Genomic DNA, 26,306 nt, shown 5'->3' on the forward strand with positions numbered 1-26,306 from the left:
ACAGCGGCGTTCGTCGACTACCGCCAGGCGGTTCAACGCACGCGAAATTCTGGAGGGGCGTAAACAACATCGACCAGCAGGGCTGGTCGATGCTTGTAACGATCAGCCGTAATTAAACGACTGGAGCACGCCAGTCATCGGAACCCGAAGTACCGGATACTTCGTGGGTCCAGGTGATTTTACGGTAGGTGAACTGCACTTCTTCCAGGTGGGTGAAGTGGGCGTTCGATGGATCCTGGCAGTTGTGCATTTTGTTGTTGATGGCGACGATGATCGCGTCTTCCAGTTTGGTGGTGTAGTAGTGCTCTTGAGTACCTTGAGCAGAAGTACGGTACCACTGGATAACGATTTCGCTCATGCGCTCGCCGGAGGTCAGAGCAGCTTGCAGCAGAGGCGACGACTTGTCGTAGACCTTGGTGATCACAACTGGCTTGTGAACGCGCTGACCGGTTGGCTGACCGGATTGTGGGTCACGCGGGATGATCACGTCGTGGCTGAAAGCCTGAACCATAACCTGGTCTTCGTGGCCTTCCTGATAGGTGTTGCCAACGGAGTCGGCGGTGAAGGCGCCGGCAGTGATCAGGCCTTGTTTTTCGCCGGTAACCGACATGTACGCTGGTGTTGCCATGGGGTGCTCTCCTTGCGGATAAATTTAGGGTGCCCGGGAGGCGAAATCGCCCGGTGGGTGTCTGACTGTTATCAAGGAGCGTGCCAGGTTTGCTCAAGGTCCCAACAACCGGGGGTTAAGTGGCTCTGGTCTGCGGTTGGGGCGATGTTTTTTGCTGGATCGAGAGAGGAAGTGCGCAACTTCTTGCGCAGTGGTGCGCAACTTCTTGCGCACTTGGCTGCAGGCCTTGTCGCTCAAGGCTTGTAGCGGGATGGGTGGTGTTTTTCGCGGGATAAGTGCGCAACTTCTTGCGCAGTAAGGCGATGTGCCAGTGTTTGGGTTGAAGCCCGAGAAAAAGCGAAAGCAAAAGATCGCAGCCTTCGGCAGCTCCTACAGGGTGTACGCCGTCCCAGTGTAGGAGCTGCCGAAGGCTGCGATCTTTTGATCTTCTAACGCAAAAGCGCTGCCAGACAATCCTCAATCGACCGCCGCTGCGTCTCGGCATACAACCCCAACTCATCGATGGTCGAACGCCCCAGCGCCTGTTCGAATGCCTGGCGGTTGGAGTGTTCGCCATAGTGCGTCTGCGCCGCATCCCCCAGGTTCGACTTAAAAATCCCCGCCGCACTCACCGGCAGAAAATCTTCGTACACCAACGGTTCAGCTTTCACATGGCCCTCGCGGAGCAAATCCTCCAGCGACTTCGGCGCGAGGCTACCCGCGGCCAGACCTTTTTCGGTCGGGAAGTAGCGAAAGTACGCCAGTTCCTGTTCGCGCATGCCTTCGACGCTGTCAGGAAATTCGCCAAAATGTTGAGTCATCAACGCGTTGTAGCGTGCGGCGTTGCCTTCGTTGGGGAAGTCACCGAGTTCATCGCGTGCGGCATTCAGCAAACGGTCGTACAGCGCCCGGCCCTTGGGCGTCAGGGCCGCGCCGCGTTGTTCGATCTCGCCGAAACGCGCGCTGTGGCTGCCGCGCGTGTCGTGCTGGTCGGTGAAGGTGATCGGCTCGTCCAGCGCCTTGAAACTGGTCTGGCGCAGCAGGATCGGGCAGTGCCGGCGCGGTGGGCCTTCGATCACCGCTTTCGGGGTGATGCCGTGCAGCGGCATTTGCGCCTGGACGATATCGATGTCCAGGGTGCGCGGGGTCAGGTGGTTGATGTGCGGGCCTTTGAATGCCACCACGTCGGCAATCAAACGGTGCTGGGCACTAAGGGTCTGGTACTGCGCGGCGCTGACGGTTGCGCTGTGATGCCAGCGAAAGGTCTCCAGCGCCTGTATGACGAATTCCGCTGCCTCATGCTCGTTCAGACCGCCGGCAGTTTCCGCCTGCTCGATCAAAGTCAGTGCTCGCGTGGTAAAGATTGAACGCTGGTTCAGCACCGATTCGGCAAACGCACGCAGCTCGGGATCCTCGATCAGCTCCAGGCGCAGCAGTGAGGTGAAGACCCGAAACGGGCTGACCTGCAACGCATCCTCATGCACCGCACGAAACGCCGTCGAGTGCACCGGCACGCCTGCCGGGGTCAGGTCGTAGTAGCCCACCGGTTGCATGCCCATCACCGCGAACAGGCGGGCGAGAGTCGCCAGCTCTGTGGCGGTACCGACGCGGATGGCGCCGTGGCGCTCCATGTCCAGACGCTCGATCTCGCCGGTGCTGTGCAGCTGACTGGCGATCTGCGGTTCACGCGCCAGCACCTCGCGGTTGGTCTGTTCCACCAGTGCCATCAGCGCGCCGTACAGCGGCACTTCTTCGCGGTACATGTCGGACATCGCTTTGGAGAAGCGTTGGCGGATCAGGTCGGGGCTGACGAAAGGCTGCACGGTCATGAAAAAAATTCCTGCCACGGTCATGTAAAGGATGGAGGAAAAGATCGCAGCCTTCGCCCACTGCGGCAAACGAAGAATCCTACGGACTTCATTCTGCCAACGACTGATCCACCAGTTCGATCCAGTGCGAAACCGGCGTGCGTCCGGCGCTGGCCAGATGCTGCTGGCAACCGACGTTGGCGGTGACGATCAGCTCCGGCTCGCCGCTTTCCAGCGCATTGAGGCGGTTGTCGCGCAGTTGTCGGGCGAGAGTCGGTTGCGTCAGCGAATAGGTACCCGCCGAACCGCAGCACAGATGAGCATCCGCCACCGGCGTGAGATTGAACCCGAGGCGGGTCAGCAGCGCTTCCACCGCGCCGCCGAGTTTCAGCGCGTGTTGCAGGGTGCACGGGCAATGCACGGCGATCCGGCGTTGCGTCGCGGCGCATAGTTGTTCCAGCGGTTGCTGCGCGAGGATTTGCACCAGATCCAGCGAGCGTTCGCTGATCTGCCGCGCCTTGTCGGCGTAGCGCGGATCGTGCGCGAGCAAATGCCCGTAGTCCTTGATGAAGGCGCCGCAGCCGCTGGCGGTCTGCACGATGGCTTCCGCGCCGTTCTCCAGATGCGGCCACCAGGCGTCGATGTTCTGCCGGGCACGGTCGAGGCCCCTGGCTTGGGCGTCGAGGTGATAGTCCAGCGCGCCACAACAGCCGGCCTCGGCCACCGGGGTGACGCTGATCCCCAACCGATCGAGGACCCGCGTCGTGGCGTCGTTAGTGTTCGGCGAAAGCCCCGGTTGCACGCAACCTTCGAGCAACAGCACCCGCCGCGCATGGCGCGGAGCAGGGCGGGTGCCGGACTTTGGCGGGCGTTGCGGCAACTTGCTTTCGATGCTGCGCGGTAGCAGCGGGCGGAACGTCGTGCCGACCCGCAGCAAGCCCTTGAACACCCCAGGATTGGGCGCCAGCGCGCGCAAGCTTTCGCGCAGCAGTCGCTGTGCAGCGGGGCGCGGCACGGTCTGATCGACCAACGCCCGGCCGATGTCCAGCAAGTTGTGATAGTCGACGCCGGAAGGGCAGGTGGTTTCGCAATTGCGGCACGACAGGCAGCGATCCAGATGCAGTTGTGTCTGCGCGGTGGCCGGCGCGCCTTCGAGTACTTGCTTGATCAGGTAGATACGCCCGCGCGGCCCGTCGAGTTCGTCACCGAGCAATTGGTAGGTCGGACAAGTCGCGTTGCAAAAACCGCAGTGCACGCAGGTGCGAAGGATTTTTTCCGCCTCGGTCGCGCGCGGCAGTTGTCGGGCTTGTTCGCTGAGGGTGGTTTGCATGGTCAGAACTCCGCGTACATCCGGCCCGGATTGAACAGCCCTTGCGGGTCGAGTTGCGCCTTGAACTGGCGGTGGTAACGCAGCAATGTCGGGGCCAGCGGCTGGAACGGCGTGGCGCTGGCGCCATGGCTGAAGCAGGTGGCGTGGCCGCCAAGTTGCTCGGCGAGCTTCTGAATCTGCTCATGATCGGATTTCAGCCAGCGTTGTGCGCCGGCCCAGTCGATCAACTGCTCACCGGGCAAGTCCAGCGGCCCGAGATTGTTCGGCAGCGACAGACGCCACAGCGGCAGGCCCTCGTCAAAAAACGCCAGGCGATGCTCGTTCAAGTCACGCCAGAACCCCGAGTCCAGCGGCTCGCCGCCAAGGCGTTGATGGGCGGCGCTCACCGAGCCTTCGCCGCCCTCCAGGCGCAGGTACAGGCTTTGCCCGTCATGACAGGCGCCGCTGATCGGCAACGGTTGCTGGCCCCATTCGGCGAGCCGGGGCAGCGCTCGGGCGCAATCGAGGTCGAGGCGGATGCTCAGGCATTGCCGCGGTTTCGGCAGGACTTTCAGCGAGACTTCGGTGAGCACGCCGAGGCAACCGAAACTGCCGGTCAACAATCGCGACAGATCGTAGCCGGCGACGTTTTTCATCACTTCACCGCCGAACCGCAAGTGCTCGCCGAGACCGGTAATCACCCGCGTGCCGAGGACAAAATCGCGCACCGAGCCGGACCACGGCCGGCGTGGCCCGGACAATCCGCTGGCGATCATCCCGCCGACCGTGGCGCTGTCGCCGAAGGCTGGCGGCTCGCACGGCAGCATCTGCCCGGCGGCGTCGAGGGTCTGCAGCAACTCGCGCAATGGCGTGCCGGCGCGCACGCTGACCACCAGCTCGGTCGGCTCGTAGCGCACGATGCCGCGATGCTCGCGGGTGTCGAGCACTTCGCCGGCCACCTCGCGACCGAGGAACGCCTTGCTGTTGCCGCCCTGGATTTTCAGCGGCGTGGCATTGGCCCGAGCCTGGTTGACCTGATCGAGCAGGGCGCTGCTGGCATCGACGTCCGCCATCAGAAACGCTCCAGTTCGGGGAATGGCAGTTGCCCGGCATGGATGTGCATGGCGCCGAATTCCGCGCAGCGATGCAGGGTCGGGATGTTCTTTCCGGGGTTGAGCAGGCCGTGCGGGTCGAATGCGGCTTTGACCGCGTGAAACAGGGTCAGCTCGGCACTGTTGAATTGCGCGCACATCTGATTGATTTTCTCGCGGCCGACCCCGTGTTCACCGGTGATGCTGCCGCCGACCCGCACGCACAGTTCGAGAATCTTGCCGCCCAACGCTTCCGCGCGCTGCAGTTCGCCGGGCTGGTTGGCGTCGAACAGGATCAGCGGGTGCATGTTGCCGTCGCCGGCATGGAACACGTTGGCGACGCGCAAACCGTATTCGGCGCCGAGGCGGGCGATGCCTTGCAGCACACCGGGCAACTCGCGGCGCGGGATGGTGCCGTCCATGCAGTAATAGTCCGGCGATAGACGCCCGATGGCCGGAAAGGCATTTTTGCGCCCGGCCCAGAAACGCACGCGCTCGGCTTCGTCGCGGGCCTGCCGTACCTCGCTGGCGCCGGCCCGAAGCATGACTTCGCGAACCCGCAGGCAGTCGTCGTGGACGTCGGCTTCGACGCCGTCGAGTTCGCACAGCAGGATCGCCTCGGCATCGACCGGGTAGCCGGCGTGAATGAAATCTTCAGCGGCGCGGATCGCCAGGTTGTCCATCATCTCCAGACCACCGGGAATGATCCCTGCCGCGATGATCTCGGCCACGGCGCGGCCGGCCTTTTCCACCGAATCGAAACTGCCCAGCAGGACCTTGGCCAGTTGTGGCTTGGGCAGCAGTTTGACCGTGACTTCGGTGATGATCCCGAGCAAGCCTTCGGAGCCGGTGAACAGCGCCAATAGATCAAACCCCGGCGCATCGAGGGCGTCGCTGCCGAGGGTCAGGCGCTCGCCTTCGATGGTCAGCACCTCGATCTTCAGCAAGTTGTGCACGGTCAGACCGTACTTGAGGCAATGCACGCCGCCGGCGTTTTCCGCGACGTTGCCGCCGATCGAACAGGCAATCTGCGACGACGGGTCCGGCGCGTAATACAGGCCGAACGGCGCGGCAGCCTGGGAAATCGCCAGGTTGCGCACTCCGGGCTGAATCCGTGCGGTACGCGCCGCCGGGTCGATGTGGAGGATCTTGTCGAACCGCGCCATCACCAGCAGCAGACCTTTTTCCAGCGGCAACGCGCCGCCCGACAGTCCGGTGCCGGCACCACGGGCGACCACCGGCACGCTGTGTTGATGACAGAGCTTGAGCAGAGTTTGTACCTGATCGAGGCGCCGGGGCAGGGCGACCAGCATCGGCACGGTGCTATAGGCCGACAAGCCGTCGCATTCGTAAGGCTTGAGTTCATCTTCGCGCCAGAGCACGTCGAGGTCGGGCATGGCGTGCTGCAAGGTCTTGAGCAGTTCGGCCTTGTTCACCTCAGGTAGCGGCCCGTCGAGGCGTTCGTCGTAGAGAATGTTCATTTCAATTCCATCGCCGGACGGGATTACTTGTAGTGAGGGGATTTATCCCCGATGGGCGCGCAGCGGCCCCATTTCCAACACTAAGCGGTGTCCGATAGACCGCATACTCTGGGTTGGGGCTGCTCCGCAACCCATCGGGGATAAATCCCCTCATCACAACGACAGTGTTGGGTTTCATCGCTGACTACCCAGAAACTCCCGATACAACCGCGCCGTGTCGGTCGGCTGTTCCACCATCGGCATATGCCCGACGCCGTCCCACACCTCGACCCGCAGGTTGGCGATGCCCTTGCTCCAGACCGGCACGCTGCTGACGTCAATCAAGCGATCCTTGCGCCCCCACAACAGCAGCGCCGGGCATTTGATGTCGGCCAGTTTCGGCTCCATCGGGGGGCTGGCGTGGAAGTCGCGGAAGATCTCTTCAAGTTCATCACGCTGGCGCTGGTAACGCTGGGCGAATGCATCCAGCACCAGCCCCGGCACCCAGGGTGGCGAGACCATGGTCATGGCATATAGCTGGCGGAATTCTTCCCGGGAATTGATCAGAAACGGGTTATGCCCGCGCGCCAGTTGGCGTTCCATGTCGCTGGCCTGCGGAGCGGAGACGCCGGCCGGATCAATCAGTGCCAGCGAGGCAATTCGCTCCGGGTAGGTCGCCGCCAGCCACGCTGCGATGTAGCCGCCCATCGAGTTGCCGATCACGTGGACTTTCTCCACGCCGCACACATCGAGCAACTGAATCATGCGCTTGGCCTGCAACGCAATGTCGTAGCCGCCACCGGCCTTGAAGCCGGTTTCACCGTGGCCGGCGATGTCTGGAATGATCACCCGGTACTGGCGGACAAAATGCCGGGCGAAGCGCAGCCACAGGTTCTTTTCGGCGCTGTAGCCGTGCAGCATCAGGATCGCGCTGGACGCTTCATAAGGGCCACCCTGCCACGTCGATACGCCCATCTCGGCGATGGGCACTTCGATTTTGTGCAGCTTGTACAGCCTGGCTTCGAGGGCCATGCACAGGTCGTACAGCCAGTGCCCGACCGCCGGGTAACTCAACCAGCTCCAGGCCACGAACACCGCTAGAGCGACAAACAGCAAGAGCATCGACGTCTTCCTTTTACGTGTTCAGGACAGAATGTGGTCAGCCGGTTTCAGCGCCCGGGTCAGCCGGTAATAGCTGAAACTGAAACCCGGAAAAATCGCGATCACATGACCGCTCTTGCTCTGATACCAACTGTGACAGCCGCCGGACTTCCACACCGTGCGTTCCATCTCGCGGTGGATCATTGCAGTGTAGGTACGTTCCGCTTCGGCGCGCACTTCGATGCTGCGCAGGCCTTTGGTGTGCAGGGTGCGGATGCAGTCGAGGATGTAGTTCATCTGCGCTTCGATGATGAACAGCGCCGAGGTATGGCCGATGCCGGTATTCGGTCCGGTGACGATAAACAGGTTGGGAAAGTCCGGCACGCAGGTACCGAGATAGGCGCGCGGGTACTGCGCCCAGACATTCTTGAGTTGCACGCCATGCTTGCCGGTCACCGGGTAGGAGACCACGCCGTCGATGGCGTCGTAGCCAGTGGACCAGACAATCAGATCGACGTCGATGTGCTGGCCGTCGCTGGTGGTGATGCCGCTCTCATCGATTTCGGCAATGCCTTGTTCGCGGCTGTGCAGGGTGACATTGGGCCGGGTCAGCGCCGGGTAATAGCTGCTGGACAGCAGGACGCGCTTGCAGCCGATGGTGAAGTCCGGGGTGAGTTTTTCGCGCAACAGCGGATCCGCCACCTGTTGCTTGAGAAAGCGCAGGGCCTGGCGCTGCACCAGATGAATTGCCGGTCGGGAATACTTGAAGGCGATCACTCGGGTTTCGAATTGCCAGTAAAGCAGCCAGCGCAACAGCTTGTAGGCCGGTTGCAAACCCAGCAGCCAGCGCTGAAAGCGTCCGAACCTGCGATCGGCGCGCGGTAACACCCAGTGCGCTGTGCGCTGGAACACATGCAGTCGCTGCACCTCGGGGGCAATCGCCGGAATCACCTGCGCGGCACTCGCGCCGCTGCCGACGATGGCCACGCGTTTACCGCGATAGTCGTAGTTGTGATCCCAACTATTTGTATGAAATGTCTTGCCCTGAAAACGCTCCACACCGGGAAACCGGGGGATCACCGGTTGACTCAGCGGGCCGCTGGCGTTGATCACGAACTGCGCCTGGAACACGCCGCGGTTGGTGTGTACCGCCCAGCGCTTTTCGCCGTCGTCCCATTCGATACGTTCGACATTGGTCTGCAGCTCCACTCGCTCACGCAGGCCGAAATGCTCGATCACGTGTCGGGTGTATTGCTGCAGTTCGGCCTGGGCGGCAAACATTTGCGTCCAGCGGTACGGCGCGAACGACAGTGAATACAGGGGCGAGGGCACATCCACTGCGGCGCCGGGGTAAGTGTTCTGGCACCAGGTGCCGCCGAAGAAGTCGCGCCGCTCCAGCAGACGAAAGTCGTCGATCCCGGCCTTGAGCAGATTGACCGCCGCACACTGGCCGCCAAATCCACTGCCGATGATCAACACGCGGTAGGTGTGCATGGGGCTCCTTTTTTAGAGTGGTTTTTCCGTTTTCATCCCTTCAGGTATAGCTAAATATTTGCCTTGTGGGAGTGAAGGCCGGCGGCTGGCCGGTGATAGCTATTTAACGCTTGGCTGATAGACTTCCAGCACATCCGTCTGGCGGTGTGCGCAGCTTCCTTCGTGTGTTCGAGGCCCTTATGCGAAAAAAGGGGGGAAAGGGACTTTCATTGGCCAGGAGGCTTTATCCGTCGCGAATCCTCGGGCTGATGCTGGGGTTGTTGTGCGTGAGCGCGGCGATGTATCCGCTTCAGCCGCCGCTGTGGGTTTGGGCGCTGATGCTGTGCAACGGTCTGTTATGGCCGCATCTGGCGTTTCACTGGGCCCGTCGTTCCAGCGTTCCCTACCGCGCCGAACACCGCAATCTGTTGGTCGACGCGTTCATGGGCGGCTTCTGGGTCGCCGCCATGCAGTTCAATCCGCTGCCCAGTGCCACCACCATTTCCATGATGGCGATGAACAACGTCGCCATCGGCGGGCTGCGTTTTCTCGCTGCCGGCCTGGCGGCGCAGATCCTCGGCATTGGCGTCGGCCTGGCGATTTTCGCCCCGGCGTTCATCCCGCCAACCTCGCCGTTGCAGCTCTACGCCTGTCTGCCGTTATTGATGGTGTACCCGTTGGCGCTGGGGTGGATCTGCTTTCGCCAGGCCCATACGCTGGGGCTGCACAAGCGCGAGCTGCTGGCCCTGAGCCGCACCGACAGCCTCACCGGGTTGCTCAATCACGGCGCCTGGAAGGATCAACTGGAAATCGAATTTCAACGCTGTCGCCGGCAGCAACACGGCGCGGCCATTGCCTTGATCGACATCGATCATTTCAAGGCGATCAACGATACCTACGGGCACGTGGCCGGCGACATCGTGCTGCGCCAGTTGAGCAAGCTGCTCAAGCAGAATCTGCGCGCCACCGACGTGGCCGGGCGTTATGGCGGTGACGAATTCTGCGTGATTCTGCCGGACCTGCCGCTGTTCAATGCCGCGCAGGCCATGGAAGCCTTGCGCGAGCGTTTCGCCATTCTGGTTTACGAGCAGAACCCGGCACTCAAGGTCAGCCTGAGCATTGGCCTGGCGGCTTACGAGCCGGCCCATGGTGATGCGACGCGCTGGCTCAATGATGCCGATCAGGCGCTGTATGAAGCCAAGGAGACCGGGCGTAATCGGGTGATCTGTAACACCGATAGTCGGCCGAAGCATGAGGTGCTCGATTCGGTCTGATGTCACCACCGTCCCCCTGTGGGAGCGGGCTTGCTCGCGAAGAGGGCGTGTCAGTCGATATTTACGCTGAATGACAAAACGCTTTCGCGAGCAAGCCCGCTCCCACAGGGGAAGTGTGGTGTTGGCTGGATCGGTGTTGCATCCGGTATAGAGCCTTGCGCCGATGTCAGGTACGGTTGAATCCCCCGACGCGAACCAAGGATCGATTCCTGTGGGAGCGGGCTTGCTCGCGAAGGCGGCGGATCAATCAACATCAACAGTGCCTGACAAAACGCTTTCGCGAGCAAGCCTGTTCCCACAGGGGAAGTGTGGTGTTGGCTGGATCGGTGTCGCATCCGGTATAGAGCCTTGCGCCGATGTCAGGTACGGTTGAATCCCCCGACGCGAACCAGGGATCGATTCCTGTGGGAGCGGGCTTGCTCGCGAAGAGGGCGTGTCAGTCGATATTTACGCTGAATGACACACCGCATTCGCGAGCAAGCCCGCTCCCACAGGAGGGAAGTGTGGTGTTGGCTGGATCGGTGTTGCATCCGGTATAGAGCCTTGCGCCGATGTCAGGTACGGTTGAATCCCTCCGACGCGAACCAAGGATTGATTCATGACGTTCTCATTTTCCCGCTCCCTGCTGGCCGCCAGCCTCGGCCTGTCCCTCGCCCTCAGCACTTCCAGTGCCTTCGCCGAGCCGCACAAACAAGTGCTGGCCGATGCCGAGCAGTATCAGCCCGAAGCGCTGAAGCTGCTGGAACGTTTGGTCAATATCGACTCCGGCTCCGGTTATGAACCGGGCCTGAAGCAAGTCAGCGAGATCGCCATCGACGAGCTGAAAAAGCTCGGCGCGACCATCGAGCTGGTGCCCAATACCCCGGAAAAAACCAACCATGTGCTGGCGACCTTCAAAGGCACCGGCAAGGCCAGAATCCTGCTGATGGCGCACATGGACACGGTATTCAAGGAAGGCTCCGCCGCCGAACGGCCGTTCCGCATCAAGGACGGCCGCGCCTACGGGCCGGGGGTGATGGATGACAAGGGCGGCATCGTCGCCGGGATCTACGCGCTGAAAATTCTGCACAACCTCGACTTCAAGGACTACGCGCAAATCACCTTCCTGCTCGATGCCAGCGAAGAGACCGGCTCGGACGTCGCCACCGACCTGATCAAGAAAACCGCCAAGGCCCACGACGTCACCCTCAACCTTGAACCGGGTCGCCCGGCGGATGGCCTCGTGGTGTGGCGCAAGGGCAGCGCTACCGCGCTGGTCGAAGTCAAAGGCAAGGCCGCGCATGCCGGCGTCGCGCCGGAGCTGGGACGCAACGCGGCGATGGAAGCGGCGCACCAGATTCTGCAACTGGGCAAACTCGGCGACGAGGCGAAGAAAACCACGATCAACTTCACTGTGCTGCAGGCCGGCGATCGTACCAACGTGATCCCGGACCATGCGACGGCAAAGGCTGACGTGCGCGCAGCGGTGCCGGAAGAGTTCGACCGGATCGAAAAAGACCTGGCGCGGGTCTCGCAAGACAAGCTGATCGCCGACACCGAAGTCACTACCAGCCTCAAACGCGGCCTGCCGCCAATGCCGCAGACGGCCGAGTCGGATCGCTTGATGGCCATGGCCCAGGGGATTTACGGCGAGATCGGCCGCAAACTGACCGAGGAGGGCAGCGGTGGCGCGGCGGATGCCAGCCTGTCGGCCGGGGTAGGCACGCCGACACTGGATGGCTTCGGCATTGTTGGCGGCAACATTCACACGCCGGAGGAATACGCCGAGGTGGCGAGCGTGACACCGCGGATTTATCTGTTGTCGCGGATGATCATGGAGTTGGCGAAACACTGAGCTGCCTGAATATCGCGCTGTTGCGGCGGCTGCTATCGCGAGCAGGCTCACCGCTACACTGGATTTTCAGTGAACGTCATATGTTCACCAAATACCCACTGTAGGAGCGAGCCTGCTCGCGATGGCGTCAGTCCGACCGGCACATCACTCTTTGACACTCACAATGCGCCGGGACGGCAAGCATCAGGCAGCTTGCGGCAAGTTCCAGAATTGCTTGATTTCGTGAATGTTGCCCACGTTGTAACGCGGCATGAAGCTGGCGCACGGTGCTTCGGCAGTGGTTTTCACGGGCGTGCCGATAACGTTGGTGCCAGCGTGCAGCAATGGAGTCGGGTTCCAGTTTTCGAGTTGCTTGTTCATACAGATTTCCTTTCTGATTGAGTGGGCAGTGAAGTCTGCTCACGTTGTAGCCGGGACAGCAGGCTGTCACACAGCGCTGTTTCCTGGCGAGCGATGCCGGGATAAGTCGGCACCAGATTGTCGTCGAAGCACCAGGCTTCTTCGGTTTGAGTCTCCTGCCGAGGATGGATGAGCAAGCTCAGCGAGGCGGACATCGTTTCAGGTGGGAGCTGCTTGTGGACTTCGCGCAGTGGAAGCATGTGCAGCACCTCACCCGGAATAAGTTTTAAAACTCGCTCTTCGCCGAACTCGGGCTTTGTGCCAGCCTGGAGGGGCGTGTGATCGAGAATCGTTCGGGAGACAGTGGTGTAGCCGTCACCGCTGTAACCGACGCAGTAGAGTTCGAAGTCATGACTGTGGTTGAGGTCATAGATGAAGGTTTCCCGCTCATCCTGGGACCGGACCGGCGACCAGAAACCCAGGCGCACGGTGAACAGATCGTTTGAGTGCAGAACAAATGCGTAGGCGCCGTAGAGCCGGTTTCGGGTACTGAAACCGTCCTGCTGGATCGTTGCGTAAAGGTAGTCACTCAATAAGGTACGGTTGCTGGCCAGTTGACGCAGGTCGTCAATGATTCTTGCGCTGTCCCGCTGCAGATCGTAGGTCGCCATACGCTCGACAAATGTGGTCAGTTTCATGCGGCCTCACACTGGTCGAGTAAATGGTTGAGGCGCCTGTTTTGCAGGTTGCGCAACATCGGTGCGCTCTTCATGGCCGCCTGCAGATCGGTTCTGCCGATCAGCTGAAACGCCCTCCAGGCAACCGCCGGGTGGTAGTGATAAATCAATTCCTCAGCGACTTTGCAGGCGCCAGGGTCTTGGGCGGCTTCAAGCAGCTCGAGACTTACCAGAAAGCGTGCGGCGCTGTCGTCATGCGGGAACCAGGCGATTTTGCGCAATGTGACGGGGTCAAACACGCTGATATCGGCGGCTCTTTCCGGCAGATTGACGCTGCCAATGAAGGCTTGAGGCCCGTTGCTGTCGGGGTTGCTGTCGAACAACGTCTTCGTGCCATCTACGAACAAAGGATTATCGCCATCTACGATGACCCGCTCCGCGCGCGTCAGGCGGTCTTCTTCAAGCCGGTAAAGTTGAACGGGAAATGACTCAGCGTTGATTGCAAACAATACGCTTTTGCCGGGGACGGAATAAAGTTGGTCTGCTGCCGTCGCGTTATCTGCAACTTTCAGGCTGATGTTTCCATGATTGTTGCAATAAAGAGTCACGGTGCCGGTGTGGATGTTTGTCGCTTGCATGATTGCGGCGCGATAAAGCGAGTCTTGATTTTCGGTGTCTGAGTGGATCAGCTGTGTCGCCAGTTTATATATTTCGGCCCCCATGTTTATGTGCTTGATGCGGGCGATCAATTGTTCAGGCGGCAAGCCTGGATTGAGCAGGTTTTTTATCATGGGGAATCACTTTTAATGTGCGGGCAAACAAGATGGAATATTTGCCAGATATCATCAACAGACTTTTTGGTAGCTGGTAGATAGACGTCAATGGCGGAGTATTCTGCGCACTGACGTCTATCGCACCGTTATACGCTGCGAAAAGGGTTAGTCCTGAGCAGGCAGATTACGGATTTTCTTGATTTCGTGAATATTGCCCACGTTAAAGCGCAGTCCGTCCCAGCCCGGGCAGTTGGCCGCGTGGGTGGACTTGGTTGGGGTATTGATTACTTTTGCTTCGGCGCGTAACAGTGGTGCGTTTTCCCAGTTTTCAGTAACGGCTTTCATAACTAATCCTTGTTTATCAATGTGCCTGACATGGCTTGGTTGTTTTTTTGAGTTTGGCTTTTGTGAGTTAAACACTTTTGCTGTTTAACGATTTGCGATTATAGGGAGGCGATATTTAATATCAATGTGGGAGTTGTTATTGAATATTATTAGTTGTTTTCAAGTATGTATTATTTGGCAAGTACTGCTGTTGATTTGGTCGTAACTGTTGGCAATCTGGCCGGTGACATTGCGTCTGCCGGCCCTTTGAATATTTGCCAGAGAGAGCGAATTCCGAACAGGAATTACTCTTTCACACTCATGTATTCCTTCGCCCACAGGATGTAATCCTCAGGCTGGGTGTAGGTGTGCGTCAGTTCGGTGGCGCTCAGGTCCGAGGCCTGGGTGAAGATCTGCCGTTGTTCGCGCAGGCTGTCGTAGGTGGCCTTGATTGCCGCGAAGTACGCGCCGTGGCCGTCGATGGTCACGCGCACACCCAGCTCGGCCAGACGCTTGTCGTCGCGCAACGCCGGGTTGCCGTAGGTGACCAGCATCAGCGGCACGGTCAGGTGTTCGGCAATCTGCTCGAGCTGATCGAAGTCCTGCACCCCGACCATGCAGATGCCATCGGCGCCGGCGGCCTGATACTGGCGGGTACGGCTGATGATTTCCTGGTTCGGCAGGATGCCGGCGTTGGTGCGGGCGATGATCGCCATTTCCGCATCGACCCGGGCTTCCAGTGCCGCGCGGATCTTGCCCACGCCTTCGGCGACCGTGATCAGGTCGGTGGATTTGCGGCCGAATTGCGCCGGCAGCAGAGTGTCTTCGATGGTCAGGGCGGCGACGCCGGCGCGTTCCAGCTCGACGATGGTGCGCATGACGTTGAGGGCGTTGCCGTAACCGTGGTCGGCGTCGGCGATTACCGGCAGCTGGGCGACGCGGCCAATGCGGGTGGCCTGTTCGGCGAACTCGCTCAGAGTGATCAAAGCAAAGTCGGGAGCGCCCAGTACCTGCAACGAGGCCACGGAGCCGCCGAGAATTCCCACTTCAAAGCCCAGGTCGGCGGCGATGCGTGCCGACATCGGGTCGAACACCGAGGCGGTGTGGTAGCAGCTGTCGGACGCCAGCAGTTGACGGAAGTTACGGCGCAAATCTTGATGGGAAAGCCTGGTCATACGAGTTCCACCAATACAAAGGAATGGAACGGCTTGAGCAAAGGTGTCAACGCCGAAGAATGAAAAGGCTATCACGCGAATGGGTCAAGGTTCATGACGAATTTGCGTGTGAGGCGCCGATCACCGGTTCAACGGCTGAAAGGATTCATCGGCGATCCACGGATTTGCTCTGGCCTGACCGCTGATCAGGCCGCTACCGCGTGTTGCTGTTGTCTGGGCAGCAATACCGCGCGCACCGAGTTGCCCGGCTGCAACTGCAGGCGCTTGGCGGTGAGGCGGTCGACCACCAGGGTATTGCCGACCAGGCGGCCGGGAGCCGCGGTGATGCGGCAGTTTTCCAGACGCCGGTTGTGGATCAGCCACAGTGGCGCCTGATCGTCCGGCGTGCCGAGGCTCAGGGTCAGCGCCAGGCTGTCGCGCACCGTACGAATGTTGGGGATCGCGGCTTCAATCACCGGGCCGCCGTCGAAGATGTCGATGTAGCCCCTGTGCACAAAACCTTCTTCGCGCAGGATTTTCAGCGCCGGCTCGGTGTTGGGGTGCGGCTGGCCGATGGCCGCTTGCGCCTGTTCGGTGAGCAGGCAGGTGTACAGCGGCTGACGCGGCATCAGTTCGGCGATGAACGACTTGTTACCCAGCCCCGACAAGTGGTCGGCGTGGCTGAAGTCCATTTTGAAAAAGTGCCGACCGAGGCTGTCCCAGAACGGTGAGCGGCCGAGTTCGTCAGCGCTGCCGCGCAGTTCGGCAATCATCTTCTCGCCAAAAAGCTGCGGAAACTCGGCGACGAATAGCAGGCGCCCCAGCGACAGCAGCCGCCCGTTACTGCCATGGCGATGATCGTGACTGAGGAACAACGAGCACAGTTCCGATTGGCCGGTCAGCTCGTTATTAAGAAACAACGTCGGGATCTGCCGTGAAATCCCCAGATCCGGCGCCGAACTCACGGTCAACCCGACGCGGTAGTTGTACCACGGCTCGCGCAGGCCCACCGCGCCGGTCAGGGCGCTGACGCCGACCACGCGCTGCTCGTCGTCTTCGAGCACGAACAGATAATCGGCGTCGGCGCGTTCCACCTGCTCGGCGAATGCCCGCTGAGCCCAGCGCACTCGATGGGCGAGACGGTCGGCGTTGGCCGGCAGGGAGGTGAAGCCGGGGCCGGCCTGTTGCACCAGGGTCATCAGCGCTGGCAGGTCGCTGACCTTCACCGGACGGACGATCATGCAGTAACTCCTTGTACGCGCCGGTTCGGGCACTGTCGTTGGGTTTGCAGCCAAGAGCGCTTCACAGAGCGATTAGCCTGATGCTGCTGCCGTCGCGGACCTGCAGCGCCGCACACAGATCCGGCGTGAGCGACAGCGGTTGATCGGGCTGGTAATCCAGATCCGCAACGATGGCGCGGAAACCGTGCAGCGCGTCGTTGCTCAGCAAATAGCGGCCGCGGGCGTCGAGCTGCGGCTGCTGGCGGACGCTGACGGTCTGGCTGCGGGCAATCGAGCGGATGTTCGCCGTGCGCGCATACAAGGTCGGGCCGGCGTCGAACAGGTCGATATAGCTGTTGGTTTCAAAGCCTTCGCGTTCGAGGATGTCGAAGGCTTCCTGGCCATCCGGATGAATCCGGCCGATGCAGTCCTGTGCCGCGGGCGGCAGCATCGGCACGTAAATCGGGTATTGCGGCATCAGTTCGGCGAGAAACGTGCGGCTCTGCAGACCGCACAGGCGCTCGGCCTCGACGTAGGGCAGATCGAAGAAGTGCTTGCCCAGCGCGTCCCAGAACGGTGAATGACCATTCTCGTCGCTGTAGCCGACGATTTCGGTGATCACCGCATCGGCAAAGCGTTGGGCATGGGCGGCGATGAACAGCAGTCGCGCCCGTGACAGCAATTCGGAAAAGGCGCTGCGCACCAGCGCGTTGTCGATGTGAAAACCGCGCAGCAAGGTGTGGTCATTGAGGTCGTGACACAACGACAGCGCCGGCACCCCGTGCTCGATGTTCAGTTCCCGCGAGGCACTGGTGAAGTGCCGGTTGCGCAGGCTGTAGAACGGTTCGTTGAAACCGGCGGTGGCGAGGATCTCCGAACAGCCGACCAGCCGCTGACGGTGGAGGTCTTCCAGCACAAAGAAGTAGTTCTCCGCGCCTTGCGCCTTGACGTCGCTGGCGAACGAGGCGCAGGAACCGGCGATTTTTTCCCGCAGGCGCTCGCTGTCGTCCGGCAGCGACGTGACGCCGACCAGACTGTCGCGGGCCAGTTGCTGCAATTGCGGCAGGTCGCCTGGCTCGACTGGGCGTAAGACCAGCATGGATGCACTCCTGTATCAAAGGGTCCGGTGATTTCCACCGAACCTGACTATCACTGTCGGTTGCCACGCTTTATAGCGGCGGTCGCCTGATTCGTTGTCAGACGCCGCTCTTTTTCTTGTCAGCCATTGCTCGGGTCTGGCAGCGCGGTGCTGGCGCCGAGCTTGTTCAGGAAGAACAGGTACACCAGGCCCAGGGCGATCCAGATCAGGCCGAGTTTCTGCGCATCGACGCCCATGTTGTACATGATGGCGGCGACGATGCCGAAGCCGATCAGCGGGCAGATCAGATGGCGCACGACCTGACCGGATTTCTGCCGACGCCAGTTGTAGTTGATCACTGTCAGGTGCAGCAGCATGAAACCGCTGAGGGCGCCGAAGTTGACCAGCGAGGTCAGGGTGTCCACCGAATTGATGAACAGGTAGCAGATCACCAGCGACAGTACCGCCACCAGATAAATGCTCAGGTACGGGGTGTTGTGCTTCGGGTGCACCTTGGCCAGCACTTTCGGCAGTTTGCCGTCGCGGGCCATGCCGAACAGCAGACGCGACACCGCGGCCTGCGAGGTGATCGCTACCGCAACGCCCCAGGCCAGCGCGGTCGCCACCCCGGTCAGGGTCGCCAGCCAGCTGCCGGCAGCGACTTCGGCGATTTCATAGAACGCGGTGTCGGCGGATTTGAAGCCCATGCCGGCCGCCAGATCGGTGGCAATCCAGGTTTGCACGACGAAAATCGCGCCCATCACCACCAGGGTGATCAGCGCCGCTTTGCCGACGCTTTTGCCCGGGTCGCCCTTGATTTCTTCGGCGAGGGTCGAGATTGCATCGAAGCCGAGGAACGACAGCACCGCAATCGACACGGCTTGCATCAGCAAGGCGAAATTGAAGGTTTGCGGGTTGTACAGTGGCGCCAGGGTCAGCTCGCCGTGGCCGCCACCGTTGTGCAGGGCGTTCCAGGCGTAGAACAGGAAAATCCCCAGCACCACCAGCTGCGCCAGCAGGAAGATGATGTTCATCCGCGCGGTGAAGGTGATGCCGCGCAGATTGACGAAGGTCGCGCTGACCAGGAACGCCAGAATGAAGCCGACCTTCGGAATGTCCGGGTACAGATGGTTCAGCGCCATCGCCGCGTAGACGTACAGCAGCGGTGGAATCAGCAGGTAGTCGAGCAACATCAGCCAGCCGGCGATGAACCCGACATGTTGATTGAGGCCGCGTTGCGCGTAGGAATACACCGAACCGGCGATCGGAAAGGCCCGCGCCATGCTGCCGTAGCTCAGTGCGGTGAACAGCATCGCGACCATGCCGATGATGTACGCCAGCGGCACCATCCCGGGCGCCTCGGCATTGACGTAGCCATACACGCCGAAGGGGGCGATGGGGATCATGAAGATCATCCCGTACACCACCAGATCGGTCAGTGTCAGGCTACGTTTCAACTCCTGTTTGTAGCCGAACTCTTCTATTTCCATGAAGCGCAACTCCTTGTCAGCGTATGCAGCGTTTTAGTTGTTCTGTCGATCCGTCGTTTACCGCGTCAGCCTTGTTTCAGTGCATGGGTTACAGCAGCGGCGCCAGGCGCTTGGCCCACAGCGCTACCGCTTCCGGGCTGCACAGCAGGTCGTTGCGCACCTCGATCAGCACCGATTCCAGACCCCGGGCATCGCCGTGCACCGGCACGGTCATGTCGCCCAGCGGATCGATCCGGTACGGCTGGTTGCCCGCGACCTTCAGCGGGTACTGACCGAGACCCTCGATCACCCGCTGCGCATAGGCGCTGGCCTGACCGAACAGCACGCCGGCTTCCAGCGGGCGCGGCTGGCCGTAATACACCGGGGTAAAACTGTGAATGCCTACCACCCGCACTGCCTGGCCCTGGGCGACGCGCTGGTCGATCAGGGTCTGCAGCCGGGCGTGAAACGGTTTGAACAGCTGTTGGCGCCGGTATTCGCGGGTGGCTTCGTCCAGATCGCGATTGCCGGGCACCTGATAAATCTCGCTCTGTACCGGAATGCTGTCCGGGGCATGCCGGGGCCGGTTGAGGTCGATCAGCAGTCGTGAATAGTTGGCGCTCAACAGCGTCGCCCCGAGGCTTGCCGACAGCGCTTCTGCCAGTTGCAGTGCGCCGATGTCCCAGGCGATGTGCTCATGCGCGGCTGCATCGTCCAGGCCCAGATTGTTCAGGGCGGCGGGGATGTAGCGGCTGGCGTGCTCACACACCAGGATCAGCGGATGCGATGAATCTTCGCGGCTCAGGTTGTAGACCGGGCGGGTGTACAACCCCAGCTCGGCGGATTCAGTACAGGCGTGCATAGTGCTCACACAGGTCAGCGGGCGAGAGCTGTTCCGTCAGCGCCAGTTCCTCGGTTTTAAGGGCGTAGTAGGTGTCGAGCAACGGCTTGGGCAGCCATTGGTTGAAGGCTGCACTGTCACGCAGGCAATCCAGCGCCTGCGCCAGCGAGGCGGGCAGGGCAACGATGCCCCGGGCCTTGCGTTGCTCGTCGTTGAGTGAATCGGGAATTTCATTGGTGATCGCGTTCAGCGCCAGACGCTGTTCGATGCCCAGGCGTCCGGCAATCAGCAGTGCGGCCATCGCCAGGTGCGGCGAGGCGGTGGCGTCCAGGGCGCGGAATTCCAGGTTGTATTGCGCCGCCACGGATTTGCCGCCGAGGCTGACGGTCGGACAGATGCGCAACGCCGCTTCACGATTCTGCTGCCCCAGACACGCGTAGGACGCGCTCCAGTGATGCGGCTGCAAACGCTCGTACGACAGCGGGGTCGGCGCGGTGAAGGCACACAGCGCTGGCAGGTAGTGGAGGATCCCGGCCGCCCAGTGCTGGCCGAGGGTCGACAAACCGTTGCTGGTGCCGGCGTCGTAGAGCATCGGCAGACCTTGCAGATCGAGCAGGCTGACGTGCAGGTGCACGCCGTTGCACACCGCGTCGGCCTTGGTCTTCGGCGCGAAGCTGACGTCGACCCCCAGTTGCCGGGCGATTTCGCGGGTGATCTCGCGCACGTTCACCGCGCGATCCGCCGCCGCCACCCCGAGGGTCGGGCGGCAGGTGATTTCGTATTGATGCTTGCCGTATTCGGGCAAAAACATTTCCGGCTCGACGCCGCCGGCGCGCAGCGCGCTGAGCAGCCAGCCGCCGAATTCGGCGCCCTGACGCTGCGCTTGCAGGGAGAACGCCAGATGCTCGGCGAAACCGGCATGCAGGTTGAATTCGTGTTCGAACGCGGCGTTGACCTGCAAACCGAGGTCGCCGCGATAGCGTTCGATTTCATCGTGCAACAAGGTGCGCGGGCAGGCGCTCCACGGGCGGCCATCGATTTCGCGGATGTCGCCGTGGATGAAGTCCAGCGCCGGGGCCGCAGCGTCCGGACCATTGCCGACGGTGACGCGGCTGGCTAAATCAGGGATCAGCCGCAAGTCGCCATAAGCACCCCACGGGTTGGTCGAGGCGATGATGTCCTGCGGCGTCAACGCGCTATTGGCCGGCACCCAGCCGCAACCGCCGGCCAGATAATGCTCCAGCTCGTCGGTGGGAAACGAACGGCCACGGGTGATACCGATCAGATCGGTCGTCACGATCGTGGTCATCGGCAACGGCGTCAGGCGTTCACTCATGGCCGCATCTCCTGCAACCGGCCGAGCACGGTTTGCGTGTCGGTAATCCAGCAGTAGCCCTTGATCGCGTTCAGGCAGGCGTCATGCCGCGCCGGGGTGTAGGTGGCGCAGGCGTCTTCGACCAGCGTCACCAGATAGCCTCGGTCAGCAGCGTCGCGCACCGCCATGTCGACGCACTGGTCGGTGACGATGCCGGCGATGATCAGATGCCGGGTTTCAAGATTGCGCAGCACGTAATCGATGTTGGTCGAGTTGAACACCCCGGACGAGGTTTTCGGCAACACGATCTCGTTTTCCACTGGAGTCAGGTCGTCGATGATGCGCGCCTGTTCACTGCCCTTGGGCAGATGCATGTCCGACAGTTTGTGGTCCAGCGAGCGGTCGCGGCCGTCGGCGGTCAGGCTCTCGATGATCGTGTGCAGCACGTTCTGCCGCGCTTCGCGAAAGGCGCTGAGCAAGCGGCGTTGATTGGGCACCACCTGCATGTGGGTGCGGATCAGGAAATACTCGCCATCCGGCCCGTTCAGGTGCGGGTCGTACTGCGGCTCAAGCCAGGCACGCTGCATGTCCACCAGCAACAACGCGGTGTGGTCGGTGACAAACGGCAAGTCCCGCGGCGAGCGGTGGGGAAGACTGAACATCCTTATTTATCCTCCAGCAGGTGGGTGTTGAACTCGTTGCGCATGGCATCGATGCCTTCCAGGCGATCGGCCAGATCCGGGCTGCGCAAGGTCAGACAGGCAATCAGCGCTTCGACCTGGGCCAGCGCCGGGACCATGGTGTCGAACGGCGAGGCCGATTCCACCGGGGCGCTGATGATCAGATCGGCAAGTTCTCGCAAAGGTGATGCATAGATGTCGGTGAACAACACCACCCGCGCGTTACGGCTTTTGGCGGCACTGGCCACGCGCAGGGCCTGGCTCTGGTAGCGGCGATAGTCGAACAGCAGCACCACATCCTGACGCTGCAGATCGAACAGGCGATCGGGTAGTTGTGCGTTGTCTTCCAGAGCAAAGCAGCCGGGGCGCAGCAGGCGCAGGTGATTGAGCAGGTAGTTGGCCATCAGGCCGCTGAAGCGCCCGCCGAAGCAATGGATCTGGTGCCGCGTATCGAGCAGCCAGTCGAGCAGAATGCGCACGTCTTCAGGCTGGGTCAGGGCCTGGGTTTCCACCAGCACACGCTGACTGTCGGCCAGATAATGGCCCCAGGCGTCGTCCTTGTTCAGGTGCGAACGCGGCTGCAGCAAAGTGCGCGGCGAACGCAGGCGGTGGTCCATGTCGCTGAGCAGGGCATCCTGAAACTCGGCATAACCGCCAAATCCAAGCTTCTTCACCAGCCGCACGATGGTCGGATCGCTGACCCCGGCGTGTTCGGCCAGACGCGCCATCGGACCCAGGCCGTTGCGCGGATACTGGTCGAGCAGGGCGCGAATCACTTTGCGCTCCGACGGCGTCAGTTCCAGGCCGGGATCGGTGATCAAGTCTCTTAGAGGGGGCATCCGGGCTCCTGCTGGATGAGGGGTGTTGAATTCGTTTCACAATCCGTTAAAACAGTATTTATGTAACTCAGGTTACATGTCTAGTGAATTTTTGTGCGTGTTTAAAAGGCACCAGAAAGCGGCGAGAAGCCCGTGGCACAAGGGCTACACGGATGTCGATGGAGTTTGTAGGACATTGGCTATCGCGATGTCGGAAATTGCCTTTTGTTCACGACCTTGGGCGGCGCACGCTGCAGCCTCAACCACCCTGTATTGCCCGGTTTGCGGCACAATGCGCGATCAATCGGCGTTTTGCCGGTGTTTTTCCTGCCTGATGACCGAGTGCAGCCCTGTGCCGACGACCCGTTTGACCTTGATCTGCCACGCCAGAACCGTCGCACAAAAATTGGCGCGTTTTCCTACGAACGAACCTGTTGAAGTTGATCGTCCCGCAGGCTCGTTGGCGGCACGATTCGATGCCGCGGCGCGTCTGCTTTGCGGGCCGGAATTGCGTACCCGGCAAACCGCCGCCTGGTTTGGCGATCAGGCCGAGGTCGATCCGGCGCTGCGTGATTGCGACTGGGGCCGCTGGCACGGCCAGTCGATCAAGGACCTGCAACGCCATGAGGCTGAGGCTGTGCAGTTGTGGCTCAGCGACCCGCATGCGCCGCCTCACGGTGGCGAGTCGGTGATGCAGTTGGGCGCGCGGGTCGCGGCTTGGCTGCACAGCCTGCAAGCCGCGCCGGGACACGTCGTGGCAGTCACCCATCCGTACGTGATTCGCGCGGCGCTGATGCACGTGCTGCAGGGTGCGGCGTTCAACGCCATCGATGTTGAACCGCTGGCGGAGGTCGAACTGCGCTTCAACGGGATCTGGCGGCTACGCTTGCCGGGTATCGATCCGGCGAGAGCAATGTGATGAAACAACTGCTGGTCATCGGCATCGGCGCCGGCAATCCCGACTACATCACGATGCAGGCGGTGAAAGCGCTTAACCGGGTGGATGTGTTCTTTCTGATGGACAAAGGTCCGCGCAAGGACAAGCTGCTCGATCTGCGTCGCGAGATCTGCGAGCGCTACATTACTGATCCTGCCTATCGCTTTGTCGAAGCTCACAGCCCGGAGCGCGAGCGTGGCGATGTGGACTACACCCGCGCGGTCGAAGATCTGAACCGCGCCAAGCAGGAAACCTTCGAGCGCTTGATCAATGAGGAACTGTCCGACGCGCAGTGCGGCGGTTTCCTGGTATGGGGCGACCCGGCGTTGTACGACAGCACGATTCGCATCCTGCAGGCGATTCTCGCGTCGGGCCGTTGTATGTTCGAGTTTGAAGTGATCCCCGGGATCACCAGCGTGCAGGCCTTGGCCGCGCAGCACAAAGTACCGTTGAACACCATTGGACAGCCGATTGAAATCACCACTGGCCGGCGTCTGGCGGCGGGGCAGGTGAGTGACACCGACAGTCTGGTGGTGATGCTCGATGCCGAAGATGCCTACCGCCATGTGGCGGATCCGCAGACCGAGATTTACTGGGGCGCTTATCTGGGCACGCCGGATGAGATCCTGATCAGTGGCAAGCTTGAGGACGTGGCAGAGCAGATCGAGCGCACGCGCAAGGCGGCGCGGGCCGAGCATGGGTGGATTATGGATACCTATTTGCTGCGTAAACCTTGATTTGTGTGGCGTCGATGCGGGCCTCATCGCGGGCAAGCCCGGCTCCCACAGGTTTCCGGGTTGAAATAAGAGGTGTGTACGACGCAAAACCTGTGGGAGCTGGCTTGCCAGCGATAGCGTCCTCAAGGCCACCTCAGGCAGTCGCTTTACCCCCACGCCCAAACGTCTTCGCGAGCAAGCTCGCTCCCACAGGGGAAGGCATTTCATATGTGGGAGCGGGCTTGCTCGCGAAGGGGCCATTACAGTCACCTCAGAAAATGACCCTGCCCCCACGCCCAAACCGCTCCCGATACACCGACGGCGGCACCCCGACCACGCTGCGAAACGCCACGCGAAAACTTTCCACCGAACGATAACCACAACGCTCGGCAACCTGCTCGGTGTTGTGCGCCGTGCTTTCCAGCAGCTCCCGCGCTCGCGCCAGGCGTTCGTGTTGCAACCAGGCCTTGGGCGATTGGCCGCATGCCTCGGTGAAACGCCGCAGAAACGTGCGTTCGCTCATCGCCGCCTCGCTGGCCAGATCGCGCACTTCCAGCGGTTGATGCAGGCGCTCACGGGCCCACTGCATCACCCGCGACAGATCATTGCGCGGCGTCGGGCTGACCGGCGTGGGAATGAATTGCGCCTGGCCGCCAGTGCGTTGTGGCGACATCACCAGCCGTCGCGCTACGGCATTCGCGACCTGAGTGCCGAAGTCACGAGACACCAGATGCAGGCAGGCATCGATTCCGGCAGCGCTGCCGGCCGAGGTAATCAACTGGCCGGAGTCGACGTACAGCACCTCGGGATCCACCGCGATCGCCGGGAAGCGCCGCGCCAGTTCATCGCTGTAACGCCAGTGCGTAGTCGCGCCGTGGCCGTCGAGCAGACCGCTGGCGGCCAGCACGAAGACCCCGGAGCAGATCGATAACAACCGCGCGCCTTGCGCATGGGCCGCACGTAACGCCTCAAGCAGCGCTGTCGGCACGAGGGCTTCACGGTCGCGCCAACCGGGAATGATGATAGTGCGAGCCTGCGCCAGCAATTCCAGACCACCGTCGGCCAGCACCTGAATGCCGCCCATGGCGCGCATCGGCCCTTGATCGACGGCGACGATGCGGTGCTCGTACCACGGGAAATCGAACTCCGGTCGGGCCAGGCCGAAGATCTCCACGGCAATCCCGAATTCGAAGGTGCAGAGGCCGTCGTAGGCCAGAATCGCGACCAGTCCAGGTGAATCAGGCATTTGGCGGAAAATTCCCGGTGAGTGTCTTGCGCGCCACTGTAGCGCCAAGTGTCGGCCCGATAAAGTCTGCTTACACCCCAATCGATACAGGAGCTACTCAGCATGACCAGCCTGGTTCGCGAAATTCCCGCCGCGCCGTCGGCGATTGCCCTGATGCACTTCAGCAACCGTCTGACCTTTGAAACCGATTGTTCCGACGTCTTCAGCAGCCAAGAGGCCGGCGAGGTCGATTTTGTGCTGGTGGATGTGCGTGGACCGTTGGCGTTCGAGCGCGGCCATGTGCCGGGGGCAATCAATATTCCGACCCGCTTGCTGACGGCCGAAGGCTTGGCGGGTTATCCGAAGAGCACGCTGTTTGTGGTCTATTGCGCCGGCCCGCACTGCAATGGCGCCAACAAGGCTGCGGTGAAACTGGCGGCGTTGGGTTATCCGGTGAAGGAGATGATCGGTGGTGTGGCGGGGTGGCTGGATGAGGGCTTCAGTTTGAGTGTCGAGCAAACCGTCAAAGCCCCAATCGGCTGCGAATGCTGAACGCTGAACGCTGAACGCTGAACGCTATTGCGGGTCGCTGATTGCTTTTGTAGGAGCTGCCGAAGGCTGCGATCTTTTGACTTTGTTTTTTAAAAAGCAAGATCAAAAGATCGCAGCCTTCGGCAGCTCCTACAGGGATTTTGCTGATTTGTCCTACAGCCTTTGCACCATATCGGCGCACCGTTGATCCCGGTCAACGCATGCGCCGATTTTCTGTAAGCATTTGTCGCC

Annotated in this window: 25 protein-coding genes; 5 read left to right on the forward strand and 20 right to left on the reverse strand. The window is 61.3% G+C overall.

What is annotated here, in order from left to right:
- Positions 1-112: 112 nt before the first annotated feature.
- The 7 genes from ACXR0M_RS15165 to ACXR0M_RS15195 all read right to left on the reverse strand — a co-directional run bounded on the left by ACXR0M_RS15165 (position 113) and on the right by ACXR0M_RS15195 (position 8,870).
- Positions 113-628: an Hcp family type VI secretion system effector gene (locus ACXR0M_RS15165; RefSeq protein ID WP_074687775.1), complete on the reverse strand. Its 516-nt coding sequence runs from the start codon at positions 626-628 to the stop codon at positions 113-115.
- Between the two features lie 428 nt (positions 629-1,056).
- Positions 1,057-2,436 carry a 2-oxoadipate dioxygenase/decarboxylase HglS gene (hglS, locus tag ACXR0M_RS15170; RefSeq protein ID WP_458832615.1) on the reverse strand — a complete coding sequence of 460 codons (1,380 nt, stop codon included), beginning with the start codon at positions 2,434-2,436 and terminating at the stop codon, positions 1,057-1,059.
- Between the two features lie 88 nt (positions 2,437-2,524).
- The gene (gene glcF / locus ACXR0M_RS15175; RefSeq protein WP_458832616.1) at positions 2,525-3,745 is read right to left on the reverse strand and encodes a glycolate oxidase subunit GlcF; all 1,221 of its coding nucleotides are present in this window, start codon (positions 3,743-3,745) and stop codon (positions 2,525-2,527) included.
- 2 nt (positions 3,746-3,747) lie between these two features.
- Positions 3,748-4,797, reverse strand: a complete 1,050-nt coding sequence (gene glcE, locus ACXR0M_RS15180; protein WP_458832617.1) for a glycolate oxidase subunit GlcE — start codon at positions 4,795-4,797, stop codon at positions 3,748-3,750.
- Positions 4,797-6,296 (reverse strand): glycolate oxidase subunit GlcD, encoded by a 1,500-nt coding sequence (gene glcD, locus ACXR0M_RS15185; protein ID WP_458832618.1) that lies wholly within the window; start codon positions 6,294-6,296, stop codon positions 4,797-4,799. Before glcD ends, glcE begins: the two co-directional genes overlap by 1 nt.
- A 174-nt stretch (positions 6,297-6,470) precedes the next feature.
- Positions 6,471-7,397, reverse strand: a complete 927-nt coding sequence (locus ACXR0M_RS15190; protein WP_458832619.1) for an alpha/beta fold hydrolase — start codon at positions 7,395-7,397, stop codon at positions 6,471-6,473.
- 21 nt (positions 7,398-7,418) lie between these two features.
- Positions 7,419-8,870, reverse strand: a complete 1,452-nt coding sequence (locus tag ACXR0M_RS15195) for a flavin-containing monooxygenase (RefSeq protein WP_458832620.1) — start codon at positions 8,868-8,870, stop codon at positions 7,419-7,421.
- A gap of 179 nt (positions 8,871-9,049) precedes the next feature.
- Between ACXR0M_RS15195 and ACXR0M_RS15200 the strand changes: the two genes are divergently transcribed.
- Positions 9,050-10,123 (forward strand): diguanylate cyclase, encoded by a 1,074-nt coding sequence (locus ACXR0M_RS15200; protein ID WP_458832621.1) that lies wholly within the window; start codon positions 9,050-9,052, stop codon positions 10,121-10,123.
- A gap of 598 nt (positions 10,124-10,721) precedes the next feature.
- Entirely contained in the window at positions 10,722-11,957 is a 1,236-nt protein-coding gene (locus ACXR0M_RS15205) for a M20/M25/M40 family metallo-hydrolase (RefSeq protein WP_458832622.1), read from the forward strand.
- Between the two features lie 183 nt (positions 11,958-12,140).
- On the opposite strand, the gene ACXR0M_RS15210 is transcribed toward ACXR0M_RS15205, so the two are convergent.
- The 12 genes from ACXR0M_RS15210 to ACXR0M_RS15265 form a co-directional block, all read right to left on the reverse strand.
- Positions 12,141-12,317, reverse strand: coding sequence for a hypothetical protein (locus ACXR0M_RS15210; RefSeq protein WP_458832623.1), 177 nt, complete (start codon positions 12,315-12,317; stop codon positions 12,141-12,143).
- Positions 12,314-12,994: a transposase gene (locus tag ACXR0M_RS15215; RefSeq protein WP_458832624.1), complete on the reverse strand. Its 681-nt coding sequence runs from the start codon at positions 12,992-12,994 to the stop codon at positions 12,314-12,316. Before ACXR0M_RS15215 ends, ACXR0M_RS15210 begins: the two co-directional genes overlap by 4 nt.
- Positions 12,991-13,764: a hypothetical protein gene (locus ACXR0M_RS15220; protein WP_458832625.1), complete on the reverse strand. Its 774-nt coding sequence runs from the start codon at positions 13,762-13,764 to the stop codon at positions 12,991-12,993. The genes ACXR0M_RS15215 and ACXR0M_RS15220 overlap by 4 nt, the downstream gene beginning before the upstream one ends.
- A gap of 147 nt (positions 13,765-13,911) precedes the next feature.
- Positions 13,912-14,091 (reverse strand): hypothetical protein, encoded by a 180-nt coding sequence (locus tag ACXR0M_RS15225; RefSeq protein ID WP_458832626.1) that lies wholly within the window; start codon positions 14,089-14,091, stop codon positions 13,912-13,914.
- A gap of 284 nt (positions 14,092-14,375) precedes the next feature.
- Positions 14,376-15,245, reverse strand: coding sequence for an isocitrate lyase/PEP mutase family protein (locus tag ACXR0M_RS15230; RefSeq protein WP_458832627.1), 870 nt, complete (start codon positions 15,243-15,245; stop codon positions 14,376-14,378).
- A gap of 185 nt (positions 15,246-15,430) precedes the next feature.
- Positions 15,431-16,465, reverse strand: coding sequence for an arginine N-succinyltransferase (gene astA, locus ACXR0M_RS15235; RefSeq protein WP_458832628.1), 1,035 nt, complete (start codon positions 16,463-16,465; stop codon positions 15,431-15,433).
- Positions 16,466-16,526: 61 nt separating this feature from the next.
- Positions 16,527-17,543 (reverse strand): arginine N-succinyltransferase, encoded by a 1,017-nt coding sequence (locus ACXR0M_RS15240; RefSeq protein WP_458832629.1) that lies wholly within the window; start codon positions 17,541-17,543, stop codon positions 16,527-16,529.
- Between the two features lie 119 nt (positions 17,544-17,662).
- A complete protein-coding gene (locus ACXR0M_RS15245; RefSeq protein WP_458832630.1) occupies positions 17,663-19,012 on the reverse strand; it encodes an APC family permease in 1,350 nt (449 codons plus the stop codon).
- A gap of 88 nt (positions 19,013-19,100) precedes the next feature.
- A complete protein-coding gene (locus tag ACXR0M_RS15250) occupies positions 19,101-19,853 on the reverse strand; it encodes an N-formylglutamate amidohydrolase (protein WP_458832631.1) in 753 nt (250 codons plus the stop codon).
- Positions 19,837-21,168, reverse strand: coding sequence for a type I glutamate--ammonia ligase (locus tag ACXR0M_RS15255; protein ID WP_458832632.1), 1,332 nt, complete (start codon positions 21,166-21,168; stop codon positions 19,837-19,839). The genes ACXR0M_RS15250 and ACXR0M_RS15255 overlap by 17 nt, the downstream gene beginning before the upstream one ends.
- Positions 21,165-21,809, reverse strand: a complete 645-nt coding sequence (locus ACXR0M_RS15260; protein WP_458832633.1) for a cysteine hydrolase family protein — start codon at positions 21,807-21,809, stop codon at positions 21,165-21,167. The genes ACXR0M_RS15255 and ACXR0M_RS15260 overlap by 4 nt, the downstream gene beginning before the upstream one ends.
- Before the next feature lie 2 nt (positions 21,810-21,811).
- The gene (locus ACXR0M_RS15265; RefSeq protein WP_458832634.1) at positions 21,812-22,666 is read right to left on the reverse strand and encodes a MurR/RpiR family transcriptional regulator; all 855 of its coding nucleotides are present in this window, start codon (positions 22,664-22,666) and stop codon (positions 21,812-21,814) included.
- Between the two features lie 331 nt (positions 22,667-22,997).
- Between ACXR0M_RS15265 and ACXR0M_RS15270 the strand changes: the two genes are divergently transcribed.
- Positions 22,998-23,564: a histidine phosphatase family protein gene (locus ACXR0M_RS15270; protein WP_458832635.1), complete on the forward strand. Its 567-nt coding sequence runs from the start codon at positions 22,998-23,000 to the stop codon at positions 23,562-23,564.
- Positions 23,564-24,319 carry a precorrin-6A synthase (deacetylating) gene (gene cobF / locus ACXR0M_RS15275; RefSeq protein WP_458832636.1) on the forward strand — a complete coding sequence of 252 codons (756 nt, stop codon included), beginning with the start codon at positions 23,564-23,566 and terminating at the stop codon, positions 24,317-24,319. The genes ACXR0M_RS15270 and cobF overlap by 1 nt, the downstream gene beginning before the upstream one ends.
- A 250-nt stretch (positions 24,320-24,569) precedes the next feature.
- Here the strand turns inward: cobF and ftrA are convergent, their stop codons facing one another.
- Positions 24,570-25,544 carry a transcriptional regulator FtrA gene (gene ftrA / locus ACXR0M_RS15280; RefSeq protein WP_458832637.1) on the reverse strand — a complete coding sequence of 325 codons (975 nt, stop codon included), beginning with the start codon at positions 25,542-25,544 and terminating at the stop codon, positions 24,570-24,572.
- A gap of 102 nt (positions 25,545-25,646) precedes the next feature.
- Between ftrA and ACXR0M_RS15285 the strand changes: the two genes are divergently transcribed.
- Positions 25,647-26,075, forward strand: coding sequence for a rhodanese-like domain-containing protein (locus ACXR0M_RS15285; protein WP_458832638.1), 429 nt, complete (start codon positions 25,647-25,649; stop codon positions 26,073-26,075).
- Positions 26,076-26,306: the final 231 nt, after the last annotated feature.

It is taken from the genome of Pseudomonas sp. Eth.TT006 (genome assembly GCF_054456575.1).